Genomic DNA, 14164 nt, shown 5'->3' on the forward strand with positions numbered 1-14164 from the left:
CTTGCACTGAAATTATCTAATTGTTAATTTTAATACTGCTTATCGAAAAAACAAAGATATAAGTGGGACGTGCACAAAAATTTTCAATTGGCGCGGTGCAATAAAAGCCAAGGCCCCCCGTTGTATGACAAGCAGATTTCATTGCATTCAAAACTGAGTGGTCTGAAAGTAGACGCTTGGGCGCTAATCCGATACGCTGCACGGAGAATCAGGATTGCTTACATTTTTAAAATTCATTGCAACACGAACCGAGGCAGCATGATAGAAAAGCTGGAAATAAATCACCTCAGAACCCTCGACGCCTTATACAAGTTTGAAAACCTGTCGGCAGCGGCGGAATATCTCGATGTCTCGCAGCAAGCCATCAGTCTGCAACTGAAAAAAATCAGGGGCATCCTCAGTGATCAGCTGTTTGTACGAACCGGTCATGGCGTAGTGGCTACGCCCTATGCGAAACTGATACAGCCGCATATCCGTCAGATACTGATCCATCTCAATGAAATCCCGCTGCCGGATACAATCACACCAGAAAATACAGAACGAACCCTGGTGATATCTGCCACTGACTATACGCAAAAAGTCATCGTCGGCGAGTTGATCAAAGAGCTGAGACTCTCTGCCCCCAAGGTAAAAATCATCGTCATCAATATCGAGAGTGCAAACCTGATACAGAAAATGCATCAGGGTGAAATTGACCTGACGCTGACATCAAATGGCTATGTGCCGGAGGGCTTGGTTTCAGATGCCATCTTCACTGAAAGATATGTCTGTGTATCTGCCAACAAAGATATTGTCTTCGACGACTATTTACCATTGGAACGTCTTGTCGAATATGACTTCGTCGTGACATCACCCGGCATTGCCAGCTTTAAAGGATCAGCAGATAGCTGGTTTGAACAACAGGGTTTGCGGCGCAAGGTACATGTCTCGGTACCTTCGTTTTTTATGGCGCAGGAATATCTAAAACAATCCGATATGGTCGGCTTTCTCCCATCGCGGCTGATGCCATGTGCAGGCTTGTTTGAAATACCGCTTAAAAAGTATCCACCGGGATATGAAGTCGTTGCTGCGTATCACTCCAGCGCCAGGGACGATGCATTCATGATGTGGCTGCTTGACAAAATACAGCAAAAGTTTTCAACCACGGCATGACATCATAACCCCGCTTGTATCGGCTACAAGCCTAGCTTGATGGCTAAGCGCAGCATCCATCACTAAACTTTCTCTGTGTTTACACAATATTTCAGATTACACAGAAAGGTTTTCATGAGTATCAACAAGATCAATCCCGCTACGCTGTATGACGGCACACCATTTGGCTTGTCACAGGCAGCGATAGATACAGAAAGCGGCCTGATTTTCATATCAGGTCAGGTAGACTGGGACAGCAGTTACCAGGTAAAAAACCAGGACATGGCAGCACAGACTGAGGGCGCAATCAAAAACCTGCTGACGGTACTGGAAGCAGCAAATTCGTCTGTAGCAAACTTGCTGCAATTACGCGTCTATATCAGAGGCGAACTCGCTGATCATATGGAAAAGATCGTACCGATATTACTTAACTACCTGGGCACATCCCGCCCGGCCCTGACAGGTATCGGTGTCGCTTCCCTGGCGACACCGGACACCTTGATAGAAATTGAAGCAGTGGCAAAGCTGAATCCTGTGCCGTAATCAGCAGATAGTCTGGAACTGCCGTATATTTGCATTTTCATCACCTGAAAAATGCGCGTAGAATATATGCCATGCGGGTGTAGTTTAATGGCAGAACGGCAGCTTCCCAAGCTTCATACGAGGGTTCGATTCCCTTCACCCGCTCCAGAGAAAACAGCTATCTTGCTTTAGCGCATTCAGCTAATGCACAGTTAATACGACATGATTTTAAATGCATTCTCATCGATCGAAGTAAGACGTTCATCGATTTAGTTGTGAATTGATCCTTCGTTCAAGTGACAAAGTCGAAAATTATTATTTTCTTTTGATTTTCAAGTTCCGAATTATAAAAGTAACGCGAAATCGATAAGTAATTAGCCCACTCATTCTGCGTATCACCGAAAATACATTTATAAAATATTTCGTCACCAAAGCGTCACAATTGTTATCTATGCATTTTCCATTTTCTTGGGTTCGGTAATAGAATGCGCCGCAAGATTTGCTCCAATAGCAGCAATACCAAAGGAAATGCAATCTTTCACATAAATGAGAGATTGCTTAAATATTAGAAAAAATGTCGAATATGACTCGGGGAAAAGAGCTTGCTTCTCGCTAACATTTTTCGCGAAATACTCGAAGCTGTTAAACATAAGCGAAGCTGCTACTACAAGTAATAAACCAAACGTGAACCTTACATGTCTTTCCGTCCCACCATGGGACACGTAGAGGTACCATAGTATTGCACAGCACTCTAGTAATAAAACTAAGGCTGACCAAAAAACGCCATTAAGAACCAAATCAAGCTTGGATGGCCACAAAATCGGAAGCACTGCAGTACCAATTACCACGATGTAACAAAATAATCCTTTTAGTGCATCAGTAAAAGTTTTGTTCATAAAATTCCAATTTTTTGAACATCATTTTTTTCAAAAAAATGATTTCTGTCTTCATGCAAAAATTACGAAGCGGGATAAAACAATCCTAAACATACTGGCTATCTATTCTATATTCTGGAATACAGATACCTCTGGAATGAAAAACTCCTCTTCTCCCATGTATATACGATGCAATTTTTATACATTACGCACAATATTGTAAGCAATGCTCAATAGTCTTATAGTTGCACAATCTATCTTAAAATTTATCACTTATATCGACATAATTTCAAACGTGAAATTATTATTGCATGCCAAAAATCAGCAAAGCAAGGAACTTATAATGGACTCTTCACATATATGAAACCATACATGCACTACGCTCGCATAATACTAATCATACTTATAGAAAGCAGTGTGGGTATTACTGCCCATGCAAGCGAACCCGTCAACGGTAGCTTCACCGCCAGCAAGTCTTGTGAACTGTACTCGTCTTTCAACAAGCAAAGTAATCCCGGTGCCGTGCATACGGCAGTAGGTAAGAGCTATGCGGTGAAAGAGATCAACAAGCCTGGGAACTATGGCTGGTTGCGGGTGGATGTGGATGGTGCCAATCCTAACTTGCGCTGGGTGGCGCGGGATTGTGGCACGGCGCAGCTGGATCAGGTGCCGCAAGAGAATGCACCGGCAGGTCGTGCCAAGGTAAACAGAGAAGCTGAGCACCAGACCATGTGCAGCACAGCTAACCAGGAAGACAGTTATGTACTGGCCATCACCTGGCAGCCCGGCTTTTGCGAACATTTTGCTTATCGCGGCAAGAAGCCGGAATGCGATGCCATCAACAGCGGCAAACTGAAGATCAATAACCTGACCCTACATGGTCTGTGGCCAAATAAAAAAGAATGCGGCATCAATTATGGCAGTTGCTCGACCGAGCCTATGAAGTTGTCAGCAGACACGGTGAAGCGCATCGCCAAGTGGATGCCGAATTTTCAGTTTGAAAGCAAGTTTGGTGAATACGAATGGAGCAAGCACGGTACTTGTCAGGCACGCGATGCTGATACTTATTTCAAGACTGCAGCGGCAGCGGTGGAAGAAGTGAATAATTCTGCAGTAGGCAAATTCATCCTGGAGCATGCGGGCAAGTCATTCTCAGTAAAAGACTTCTTTGAGATGGTCAAGAAACAGGAGGGTGAAAAAATTGCGCAGAACTTCATGCTCAGTTGTGCTGATGGTAAATACCTGCAAGAGATACGCCTGAAGCTGCCGACGAATTTTGAAACCGGCAAGGGCCTGGCTAAACTGGTCGGTGATGCGGAAGGATTTAATCGTCAGGTGGACAGGTGTGACAATGAAATTATTGTGGAGACCAGTGGGCGCGGACGGTAAGTGGTTTGTAGGGTGCGCTGTGCGCACCGTTTCGCCGGCATGGATGTTCATTAATTGACATAGCAGCCGATCCGGCTCCGTTAATCACATACTGCGCCTTACTATCCTTCGTCCAGACCATTACTCTCCAGATTTTCTTATCATGTTCATCGTCGAGCTCACCTATATCCAGCCTCTTTCTATCGTAGATAACTTTGTCAGCGAACACCGTGCATTTCTTGAGCGGCATTATGCGACAGGGCAGTTTTTGCTATCGGGACGCAAGGAACCGCGTACCGGTGGATTTATTCTGGCGAATGCGGCTGGCAAGGATGTATTGGAAGCGATATTACGGGAAGATCCGTTCCAGCGTGAAGGGATCGCGCAGTACAAGGTGACAGAATTTTTGCCATCCATGGCAGCACCAGACCTGGTGAGCATGCTGGTGAATTGAACCCATTGCGGACAAGCACAGGGGGTATATTTCTCCTGCGCTTTGCCGTATCAATACTTGCTATTTACTAAGCACAGCCACCGCCTTCTCCAGTACTACATCACGCCCTGCGCGTATGTCGGCAACTGTTGGTACGACTTCTATATCAGGTGCGATGCCCTTGCCGACGAATTCGCGGCCATCGGGAAAGCTGTCGTGCTTGACGCAGATACGGGCACTGCCGCCGCCGGGCAATTTAAAGGACATGGGCATGCCGGTGCTGCCAGCAGTGGCGCTGCCTATGATGGTGCCGCGTTGCAGAGTGACAAAAGACATCAGGAAGTCTTCTGCGGCAGAGAAAGTTTTTGCGCCAGCCAGCACGGCCACCGGGCCAGTGTAGACTTCCTTGCGTTCCTTGGTATAGGGTTTGGAAATGCCAGCCCTGAGAGTATCAAGCAGAATCAGGTCACTCTGAGTACGCATGACATGGCTCTCTTGCCTTTCTGTGCTATAGGCATACGGCACTGGCTTCTTGCTTAAAAAACTCAGGATGGCTGCGCCATGCAAAGTAGACCCACCACCGTTGGCGCGTATATCAAGTATCAGACCTTTGGCTTTCATGATACTGGGCATGACGGATTCAAGTTTTTTGACACCGGCATCACTTTCAAAATGATCGAGGGCAAGGTAGGCGATATCGCCGGGCAGCATTTTGAAATCAAAAGGTGGGTCACCTGCCGCGTCGCGGTCCTGCCCACGGCTGACGACCTCTACTCTTTCTTTGCCAGCGGCATCGCGCAAGCCCAAACGTATACTTTTGCTTTTATCACCGCTTAACAGCGCATAGCTGTACACACGCACGGCTTTGTCTTGCGGCGTACTGCTGCTGGCATAGGGAGCGATCTTGCTGCTTGCATATTCGTGCACAGGCTGGCCGTCTATGCTGATGATCTCATCGCCACGCTGGATTTTTTGCGCAAGTTGCTGGTTGAGTACCCTGGTCACCAGCACGCTCTTGCCGACCAGGGCAGTTGCCAGCGCTGGCCGGGAATAAAACACCTCTTGCAGTTCATCCGGCGCGTAGATATTGGTGTGTCCATCCTGCAGGTGCGGGGCCAGTTGCATCATGACCTGATAATACTCACGGGTACTCTTGGTTTGCGTGACTTTATCGAGATATTCGAGGTAGAGCTTGTCCCAATCCAGGTCAGGAACATTCTGGAAATTCACAAAGCTGCGTTTGACTTCTGACCAAAACATGGAGAGGCCAGCAATTTTTTCTGCATTGCTGATATTGTCTCTGTAAGGAGTGACGAGAGCAGATTCTTTCCCCATTTTGGCAGGTATATCTATCAGCTTGAGATAAGCTTTCAAACGCGGCTCATCTTTGACTGCATCGAAAGCTGGACTGGTCAGATATGCTTTTAACGAGGGCAATAAAACCCAGGTCTGACTGCTTTCCAATAAATTAAAAAACCCTTCTTTGTTGCCAAGGCGCAGCTCAAGCGAGGCCGCGTCCATGACGAAATTGAAACGTTGTCCTTTATAGTGCTGGGCCGCAAATGCCAGGCGTTCAAATTCACTACTCTCTATCACTGTCAATGCCAGTTTGATTTTAGCGAGTGCGGTTTGCAAATCTTCTTTACTGGCATCAGGTTTAGATAAACCATTGGCTTCATTCCTGAGTTGATGGATATTTTCCGTTGTGTTTGTTACGCTCTGCGATGATTCGCTGATCATGGTTTTGATAGCGGCATGTCTGGCGGAGAGGTCAGTAGCACTGGAGAGGCTGGCAGCCAACAACAAAGGAAATGCAAGTAACAGGCGCAAAGTCAAAGCAGAAGCAGTATTGGTATTTTTCACAAAGAGCGTCACTTTCACAGAGGTGATATCAAAAAAAACAGTATAGAAACGATCAAACTATTATAAATTGCCGCCAAGAAATTACAACTAAAACAACATAGTATTCTCTATGTAAACTTGTACGATGTGTTTTCACACTGTTGTATAGCCCGCTCATCAGACACACTATTTATGCAGATATTTCTTACAATAAAGATACAATCATCCAGATTGATATAGCTCAATACGCTTGAATTTTTATTATGCAAAGTTGAAAAATTCACCATTTCCGGGCTTATGCAAGTAAATCCAAAGACAACACCGCAAGACCCGCTGACAACAACACAAAGTGATCAGCTTGCTGCGCAACATTTGCTTGCGCGGGTGGAGCAGCTTGAGCAGGAAAATGCAGCGCTTAAATTCGCTCAACTTTCGCACCCTGCTGAAAACGGTTTTTACAAAGAATTTTTTCAGCATTCGACAAATTCCTTTGTGATCATCGACGGGAATGGATTGGTGATACATGCCAACCAATCAGCAGCAGATTTACTGACGACAACTGCACAAGACCTGGAGGGGCAACAGTTCCAGACCTTTGTCTTTAAAGATCAGATGGTGCTTGATACTCAGTTGATGGCGTTGACTGCATCAGGTGGGAAATCTGCATGCGAACTCAGGGCAATAAGGGCAGACCGTGAGCTCATTTTCCTTAGACTGGAGATGGTGCTACTGAACGCCGACAAGCAGGAAAACTGCGTGGGGATACAACTGACGGATATCACACGCCGGCAAGGCAAGATGATGACTCAGGCGGAAGGTCAATATTTTGCCAGCGTGGTCGCCGAAAATGTCCCCGGCATGGTGGCCTACTGGAATTCTGATTTGCGCTGCACTTATGCCAACTATCAATATCTGAGCTGGTTTGGCCGCACGCCTGAACAAATGCAAGGCATACTCATGCAGGATTTGCTTGGACAGGAACTGTTTTCCAAAAATATTGCCTATATCAAGGCTGTATTGAAAGGGGTTGATCAGAAATTCGAGCGCACTCTGGTCAAAGCTAATGGAGATGTTGCTCATACTTGGGCACAATATATCGCCCATACTATCGATGGTGTTGTGCAAGGGTTTTTTGTACTGGTGACAGACGTCACTTTACTAAAGCGGGCGCAAAAGGCACTGATGGAAAGTGAAGCCAGGAATCGCGCTCTGGTGCGTGCCATCCCCGACCTGATTTTAACTATCCACCGCAACGGCAGCCATCTTGATGTCCACGCTCCTGATCCTGGCATGTTATTGCAAAGCCGCGAACAACTCTTGCAGCTAAAAGTTGAGGACGTGTTACCACCCAAAGTGGCGAGCCAGTATACAAACGCAATCGAACAGGCGCTGGGCAGCGGCAAATTACAGGAATTTCGCCACGACTTACCTGTTGCTGGCAGAGGTGACATGCAATTCGAGGCCAGGGTGGTGCCATGTACCCAGGACACTGTCATAGCCATTATTCGCGACATCACAGAAACTGAGCGCGAGCGCCGCGCGCATGAACTGCAATTGTCCGAGCGCTTGCAAGTTCGGGAAAACGATGTACGGGCTATCCAGTTAAGCCTGACCATGGCAAGCGATATAACCAATATTGGCACCTGGATACGCGATCTGGGGACGGGTGAATTATGGGCTTCGCTGGAATGGCGCAGGCAATTCGGCTTCAGTCAGGACGAAGCGTTGACCATGGACATGGTCATTCAACGCATCCATCCGGCAGATCGTCGCCATATTCAAAATATCACGGGTAACTACAGGAATGATCAGCAACATCGGTATCAGGCTGAGTTCAGAGTAATGCTACAGGACGAGACAGAGCGATGGCTGGCGGTAGTCTGGCAGGTAGAGCTAGACGAAAAGCAAAATCCATTGCTGACCCGTGGCGTGACTGTAGATATCTCCGCGCGCAAGGAAGCTGAACTCGAACTGGGGCAAAAACGCATGGAAGTCATGCACCTGGCGCGTGTCGCTACCATGGGTGAATTGTCTGGCGCTCTTGCCCATGAATTGAACCAGCCTCTGACAGCCATACTCAGCAATGCCCAGGCGGCCCAGAGGTTCCTGGCGGGCCCAGAGGTAGATAGACAAGAGCTGGGTGAAATACTGCAAGACATTGTCGATGAAGACAAACGTGCCGGTGAAATCATACGGCGTTTGCGTCGCCTGTTTGACAAACGTAGTCATGAACAGCACAGTGTGGATATCAATAAACTGGTTCTCGAAGTGCTGCATATTTTACGCAATGATATGATTAATCAGGACATTACTTTGCTCAGTGAGCTGCAAGAAAATCTACCTACCGTCAGCGCTGACACTGTGCAATTACAGCAGGTTTTGATCAATCTGATCATGAATGCCTGTGAAGTTATTGCCGGGCTTGATGCCAGCCAGCGTATGATAGAAATCAACACGAGATTAAACGAAGAAAACCGGGTGGAAGTCAGTGTCAATGACCATGGCCCTGGCGTGCCTGAATCGCTGGGCACCAAGGTATTTGAAGCCTTTTATACTACCAAGGCCAGCGGCATGGGACTGGGACTATCGATTTGCAAAAACATCATTGAAGCCAGTGGTGGTCAATTGTGGTATGAAAATCACGGCAATCATGCAGGCACGGGCGCAAGCTTCCGTTTTTATCTGCCCACTTCCAGCGAGCCAACAACATGACAGAAGCAAGCAGCGTTTTTCTTGTCGATGACCAGCCAGCTGTACTCAAGGCGATGTCTCGTCTAATGCAATCGGCCGGGATAAATGCGGTCACTTTTGAATCGGCGCAAGCCTTTCTGGAGAGCGGCAGCGCGAGTAAAGCGGGCTGCCTGGTGCTGGACCTCGCCATGCCAGGCATGGACGGCATGGCTTTGCAACAAAAGCTAACCGAAATAGGCAGCGACTTACCCATCATCTTTTTGACGGGCCACGGCAGTATCGATACGGGGGTGCTCGCCATGAAGCTGGGCGCACAAGATTTTTTAACCAAACCCGTAGATGCAGACAAACTCTTGACAGCGGTGCAGTTCGCCTGTGAGCGCAACCTGCTCGCGCGACTTGCCAAAATGGAGAAACAGGCAATACAAGCCCGCTTGAACAGCCTCACACCTCGCGAACTGGAAGTACTGCACCTGGTGGTCGAAGGCAAACTCAACAAACAAGTTGCGGCAGAACTGGGGACAGTCGAAAAGACCATCAAGGTACACCGAGCCAAAGTAATGAGCAAGATGAATGTAACGTCAGTGGCAGCACTTATCCATTTGCTGGAAAAACTGAAAGTCTAAGCTCTGCCAGCGCCAGCTTGCTCTGCGCGCGCCCACTTCACCTTGATTCACAATTGCAGGCCTGATATTGGACCAAGGTCCAATAGCGTCATCATCTTTGTCCACATAAGATGATGCTCATGGGAAATACATCTACATGGATAGCAGTGATCGATGACGAAGAAGGAATACGTCGCGCTCTGCTGCGCTTACTACGCTCGGCTGGGCTGGAAGCACATGCCTTTGCGTCAGGTAAAGCCTTTCTCGATAGCTTGCGCATAAGGCAGCCAGCATGTGTATTGCTTGACCTGCACATGCAGGATATGTCTGGCTTTGCTGTCATAAAAACACTGGCGCAAATAGCGCTGGAGCTGCCTGTGATCATCATGACAGGGCAAGATCTGAGTGAAAAACAGCGAGATGCCGACCTGGCACATGCCCTTACTGTATTGCAAAAACCAGTCAACGATCACGATTTGTTTGCCGCGATAGCAGCGGCTTTAATTAACCGGGACGAGCAAACACTTTTTCCAGACATCAATTTAGCAGTACACACTTAGCCGGAGACATGAAATGAAATTATCCAACCTGAAGATAGGCCAGCAACTCGGCATAGGGTATGGCCTGTTGCTATGCATCCTGACAATTGTTGCGTTGCTGGGCATTAATGGTATGCACAAGTCCAATGAAGCGCTACACCATGTTGTCGATGTCAATGTCAAAAAAATCAATCATCTGGAAGAGATGAGCAGTTCTGTTCATGTCGTATCGAGGGTGATCAGAACTATTGCATTGCTCCCGGTTGACAACATGGCACAAGAGCAACACAAGAAAATCGACGAAGCACGCACTCATTACAACAAGGCGTATTCGGAACTGGAAAAGATGCCCATGGATGATGCTGGCAAAAGCTTCATGCATAAAATCAAGGAAGATCAACAGGCGGCGCGGACGTTGAATGACAAATTTATAGAAATGGCAAAAACGGATAAGGATGTCGCTATCAAATTTCTCTTGAAAGACGTCATTCCAGTTAACGCCAAATGGCAAGATGCACTGCATGAATTTGTCGTATTGCAAGAAGCAAAAAATACCCAGGACGAAGTGAATGCCAAGGAAACCTATCAGGCCTCGATGACTCTCATGATCATTGCGACGATCGCTGCCATTTTTATCGGCATAGGGATAGCCTGGAGCAGTACGCGCGCCATCACCACACCACTAAAAAAGGCAATACAAGTGGCACAAAGCGTGGCGGGAGGCGACCTCACCAGCAAGATTGAGGTGCATGCGGAAAATGAAGCAGGACAGTTGATGCTCGCATTGCAACAGATGAATGACAGCCTCGCTCACCTGGTTGGTCAGGTGCGCCAGGGTACAGAAACGATATCAACGGCTTCCTCCGAAATCGCCACTGGTAACATGGATTTGTCATCCCGTACTGAATCACAGGCTGGGGCATTACAGGAAACGGCTTCCTCGATGGAAGAACTGACTTCTACCGTCAAACAAAATGCTGACAACGCCCGTCAGGCAAACCAGTTGGCCATCGCCGCCAGTGCGGTCGCCGTTCAGGGTGGGGCCGTGGTTGCACAAGTTGTCAACACCATGGGGGACATCAATACCTCATCGAAAAAGATTGTCGATATTATCAGCGTCATAGATGGAATAGCCTTCCAGACCAATATTTTGGCATTGAATGCCGCAGTGGAAGCCGCACGTGCTGGTGAACAAGGTCGGGGTTTTGCAGTGGTCGCCAGTGAAGTGCGTAACCTGGCGCAGCGCAGCGCATCTGCTGCCAAAGAAATCAAATTGCTGATTGACGATTCGGTTGAAAAAGTTGGTCTGGGTAGCCGCCTGGTGGATGAGGCTGGTGCAACCATGGAAAAAGTCGTCAGTAGTATCAGTAACGTGACCGACATCATGGGAGAGATCACCGCAGCCAGTGCAGAGCAAACTTCAGGCATAGAACAAATCAATATCGCTGTCACGCAGATGGATGAAGTGACTCAGCAAAATGCGGCTCTGGTGGAACAAGCCGCGGCGGCAGCCGGCTCATTACAAGAGCAGGCAGTCAGTCTCGCCGATCTGGTTCGTCAATTCAAAATCGAAGCGACAAATCAATTGCAAGTATCGCCTGTCAGGCAAACGCGGCCAAGTGCAATAAGCAAATCGACCTCTGCGGGGATAAAAAAAATCCAGCATGCGGTGGCAAAGGCCAGACCCATGCCCAAACTTGTACCAGCCATTGAAGGTAGTTGGGAAGAATTTTAAGCAGAATTGATATGTTGTGTCGGTTCAATTTTCTGAAAAAACATTAGTGCGAAACAGTAAATAGCGCAGATGTATCGCTTTTTTATAAAGGGTTGCAGAAAAATCTGCAGCCCTTTTTTTACATCGGTTTAACACAGCTTTACAAATTCCCGCTCCATATTGGACCAAAGTCCAATATCAATCGCTGAGCCAGCACCATAAGATGATGCCTATGGGAAATACATCTACATGGATAGCAGTCATTGATCACGACGCAGCCACGCGGGAGGCGACGGTGACTTTGTTGGACTCTATGGGGTGGCAGACATTGAGTTTTAGCTCTGGCTACCTGTTCATAGATAGCCTGCACTTCACACAACCTGATTGCATTGTGCTGGATTTGCACATGCCCTATATGTCCGGCTTTGCCATCATGTCCAAGCTTGAGCAACTAGCGAAGAAAATACCCGTGATTGTCTTGACCAGATACGAACTGACTGAAGATTTTAAAAAGGCCTGCTTGTCGAAAGCTGTCGCGGTTTTACAAAAACCCATCAGCGATCAGGCATTGGGCATAGCCGTTAAAAAAGCCCTCAATCCAGAAATGCCAGGCTTGCCCAGTTCGCGGCTCGCAATCTGAACAAAGTTCAAATCATTTAATAAAGAAGCGATACTATCAAGGATTTTCATCATGCGTAATAATTTGCCCGTCACCAATCAGGAATACATCATGCAGGAAACGGAAACCATCGTTTCCAAGACTGACCTGCAAGGCAATATTACTTACGTCAATGATGACTTTGTTCGCATCAGTGGCTATAGCAAGCATGAATTGCTTGGTGCGCCGCAAAACATTGTGCGCCATCCGGATATGCCGGTCGAGGCCTTTGCCGATTTTTGGTGCACGATCAAGGATGGAAAATCCTGGACTGGTCTGGTCAAAAATCGCTGTAAAAACGGTGATCATTACTGGGTAGAGGCACATGCCGCACCGCTGCTCAAAGACGGCAAAATGGTGGGCTATACCTCGATACGCATCAAGCCCAGCCGTGAACAGGTCAGAGCTGCAGACGCAGTTTATCGCAGCATCAAGAACGGTGATAAATCACTGATCATCCGTGAAGGTATTGCTATAAAACGCAGTGCGTTTTCTTCCATGGATTTTTTTGCCAGACTGAACATGACGCAAAAATTAGTCAGTTTCAATGCCTTGACAATTCTGCTCATGGGCGCAATCACCTATTTAGTCAACATGGGAAATGCACAAACGGGTAACCAGAATATCTTGAATCTGCTGGCATTAGCCATGCTTGTTCTGACAGCCACATTTAGCTTGAACCTGTATCAAAAATTACTTACACCATTGCACAGCATGATGCGGGATATCCAGACCATGAGCTCTGGCGATTTATCGAATCACATCAAGACAACCGGAAGCCAGGAAGTCATCAATCTGGCGCAAGGTCTGCGCGTATTGCAGACAAACGTCAAATTGCTGGTCGGCCAGATACGCCAGACGACAGGCCATCTCACTAATGGCGCGAGTGAAATTGCAGCAGGCAATGCTGACTTGTCTGGTCGTACAGAATCACAGGCAAGTTCGCTGGAAGAAACCGCCTCATCCATGGAAGAATTGACTTCCACCGTGAAGCAAAATGCCGACAACTCACATGAAGCGACTCAATTAGTCGCTTCCACCGCAAAAATTGCGGAAAAAGGAGGCCATGCAGTAGCCAAAGTAGTTGAAACCATGGGGGCAATCAAGCATAGCTCGTCCAAGATTGCAGACATCATCGGCGTGATAGATGGTATAGCCTTCCAGACGAATATCCTGGCCTTGAATGCTGCAGTTGAAGCCGCCCGTGCAGGTGAACAAGGGCGTGGATTTGCCGTGGTCGCAAGCGAAGTACGTAATCTGGCACAGCGTAGTGCCGGGGCTGCCAAGGAAATCAAAACGCTGATCCATGACTCAGTTGATCAAGTGAATAGCGGCGACAAGCTCGCAGAGGAAGCAGGTAAAACCATGCAGGAGATCGTTTCCGGCGTTAAGCGTGCTGCAGAAATCATGCATGACATCACCGTTGCCAGTCAGGAACAAAGCGCGGGCATAGAACAAGTCAATCAGGCAATCACGCAAATGGACGACATTACTCAGCAAAATGCAGCCCTTGTTGAACAGGCGGCTGCCTCCGCCGAGAGCTTGAAAACCCAGGCAATCAGCCTCAGTGAACTGGTCGATGCATTTACACTGGTAAAAAGCAGTGGATCGTCAGCGATGGCAAGACCTGTCACCGCGGAGATAAGGGCTTACAAGACCGCGAAAAACAAATTATCCGGGCAAATAACGCAGACACTTATTACCAATCAAAACTGAATTTTGCAATTACACGATTGAATCGGAAATAATGTACTGAACAAACACAAATCCCGTCGCTGACGTTATC

General features: G+C 47.6%; 12 protein-coding genes and 1 tRNA gene. 11 read left to right on the forward strand and 2 right to left on the reverse strand.

Features of this window, described 5'->3' with window-relative positions; translation table 11 throughout:
* Nucleotides 1-258 precede the first annotated feature (258 nt).
* From AC3WQT_RS02290 to AC3WQT_RS02300, 3 genes are all read left to right on the forward strand, one after another.
* Entirely contained in the window at nucleotides 259-1152 is an 894-nt protein-coding gene (locus AC3WQT_RS02290) for a LysR family transcriptional regulator (RefSeq protein WP_492701838.1), read from the forward strand.
* Between the two features lie 114 nt (nucleotides 1153-1266).
* On the forward strand, nucleotides 1267-1674 hold the full coding sequence (locus AC3WQT_RS02295) for a RidA family protein (protein WP_492701840.1): 408 nt from the start codon (nucleotides 1267-1269) through the stop codon (nucleotides 1672-1674).
* 73 nt (nucleotides 1675-1747) lie between these two features.
* A tRNA-Gly gene (locus tag AC3WQT_RS02300) sits at nucleotides 1748-1821 on the forward strand.
* Between the two features lie 281 nt (nucleotides 1822-2102).
* On the opposite strand, the gene AC3WQT_RS02305 is transcribed toward AC3WQT_RS02300, so the two are convergent.
* The gene (locus tag AC3WQT_RS02305) at nucleotides 2103-2549 is read right to left on the reverse strand and encodes a hypothetical protein (protein WP_492701841.1); all 447 of its coding nucleotides are present in this window, start codon (nucleotides 2547-2549) and stop codon (nucleotides 2103-2105) included.
* 351 nt (nucleotides 2550-2900) lie between these two features.
* On the opposite strand from AC3WQT_RS02305, the gene AC3WQT_RS02310 reads away from it, so the two are divergent.
* Complete coding sequence (locus tag AC3WQT_RS02310; protein ID WP_492701843.1) at nucleotides 2901-3917, forward strand: ribonuclease T2 family protein; 1017 nt, start codon at nucleotides 2901-2903, stop codon at nucleotides 3915-3917.
* Between the two features lie 142 nt (nucleotides 3918-4059).
* The gene (locus AC3WQT_RS02315) at nucleotides 4060-4350 is read left to right on the forward strand and encodes a YciI family protein (protein WP_492701845.1); all 291 of its coding nucleotides are present in this window, start codon (nucleotides 4060-4062) and stop codon (nucleotides 4348-4350) included.
* A 60-nt stretch (nucleotides 4351-4410) separates the two neighbouring features.
* On the opposite strand, the gene AC3WQT_RS02320 is transcribed toward AC3WQT_RS02315, so the two are convergent.
* Nucleotides 4411-6192 (reverse strand): S41 family peptidase, encoded by a 1782-nt coding sequence (locus AC3WQT_RS02320; protein WP_492701847.1) that lies wholly within the window; start codon nucleotides 6190-6192, stop codon nucleotides 4411-4413.
* A gap of 276 nt (nucleotides 6193-6468) precedes the next feature.
* Here AC3WQT_RS02320 and AC3WQT_RS02325 point away from each other — a divergent pair, with 276 nt between their 5' ends.
* The 6 genes from AC3WQT_RS02325 (at nucleotide 6469) to AC3WQT_RS02350 (ending at nucleotide 14094) form a co-directional block, all read left to right on the forward strand.
* Nucleotides 6469-8883 carry a PAS domain-containing sensor histidine kinase gene (locus AC3WQT_RS02325; RefSeq protein ID WP_492701848.1) on the forward strand — a complete coding sequence of 805 codons (2415 nt, stop codon included), beginning with the start codon at nucleotides 6469-6471 and terminating at the stop codon, nucleotides 8881-8883.
* Complete coding sequence (locus AC3WQT_RS02330; RefSeq protein ID WP_492701849.1) at nucleotides 8880-9488, forward strand: response regulator transcription factor; 609 nt, start codon at nucleotides 8880-8882, stop codon at nucleotides 9486-9488. The genes AC3WQT_RS02325 and AC3WQT_RS02330 overlap by 4 nt, the downstream gene beginning before the upstream one ends.
* 119 nt (nucleotides 9489-9607) lie before the next feature.
* Nucleotides 9608-10027 carry a response regulator transcription factor gene (locus tag AC3WQT_RS02335; protein ID WP_492701850.1) on the forward strand — a complete coding sequence of 140 codons (420 nt, stop codon included), beginning with the start codon at nucleotides 9608-9610 and terminating at the stop codon, nucleotides 10025-10027.
* A 13-nt stretch (nucleotides 10028-10040) separates the two neighbouring features.
* A complete protein-coding gene (locus AC3WQT_RS02340) occupies nucleotides 10041-11741 on the forward strand; it encodes a methyl-accepting chemotaxis protein (RefSeq protein WP_492701852.1) in 1701 nt (566 codons plus the stop codon).
* Between the two features lie 211 nt (nucleotides 11742-11952).
* Nucleotides 11953-12360 carry a response regulator transcription factor gene (locus tag AC3WQT_RS02345; protein WP_492701854.1) on the forward strand — a complete coding sequence of 136 codons (408 nt, stop codon included), beginning with the start codon at nucleotides 11953-11955 and terminating at the stop codon, nucleotides 12358-12360.
* 51 nt (nucleotides 12361-12411) lie between these two features.
* Nucleotides 12412-14094, forward strand: coding sequence for a methyl-accepting chemotaxis protein (locus tag AC3WQT_RS02350; RefSeq protein ID WP_492701856.1), 1683 nt, complete (start codon nucleotides 12412-12414; stop codon nucleotides 14092-14094).
* Nucleotides 14095-14164 lie beyond the last annotated feature (70 nt).

The organism is Undibacterium sp. FW305-107, assembly GCF_058788535.1.

Bases quoted from the DNA above. Each gene is read 5' to 3' on its own strand.
- AC3WQT_RS02345 (WP_492701854.1), top strand. From the start codon at position 11,953: ATGGGAAATACATCTACATGGATAGCAGTCATTGATCACGACGCAGCC.
- AC3WQT_RS02290 (WP_492701838.1), top strand. From the start codon at position 259: ATGATAGAAAAGCTGGAAATAAATCACCTCAGAACCCTCGACGCCTTA.
- AC3WQT_RS02335 (WP_492701850.1), top strand. From the start codon at position 9,608: ATGGGAAATACATCTACATGGATAGCAGTGATCGATGACGAAGAAGGA.
- AC3WQT_RS02350 (WP_492701856.1), top strand. From the start codon at position 12,412: ATGCGTAATAATTTGCCCGTCACCAATCAGGAATACATCATGCAGGAA.
- AC3WQT_RS02315 (WP_492701845.1), top strand. From the start codon at position 4,060: ATGTTCATCGTCGAGCTCACCTATATCCAGCCTCTTTCTATCGTAGAT.
- AC3WQT_RS02340 (WP_492701852.1), top strand. From the start codon at position 10,041: ATGAAATTATCCAACCTGAAGATAGGCCAGCAACTCGGCATAGGGTAT.
- AC3WQT_RS02325 (WP_492701848.1), top strand. From the start codon at position 6,469: ATGCAAGTAAATCCAAAGACAACACCGCAAGACCCGCTGACAACAACA.
- AC3WQT_RS02310 (WP_492701843.1), top strand. From the start codon at position 2,901: ATGCACTACGCTCGCATAATACTAATCATACTTATAGAAAGCAGTGTG.
- AC3WQT_RS02305 (WP_492701841.1), bottom strand. From the start codon at position 2,549: ATGAACAAAACTTTTACTGATGCACTAAAAGGATTATTTTGTTACATC.
- AC3WQT_RS02295 (WP_492701840.1), top strand. From the start codon at position 1,267: ATGAGTATCAACAAGATCAATCCCGCTACGCTGTATGACGGCACACCA.
- AC3WQT_RS02330 (WP_492701849.1), top strand. From the start codon at position 8,880: ATGACAGAAGCAAGCAGCGTTTTTCTTGTCGATGACCAGCCAGCTGTA.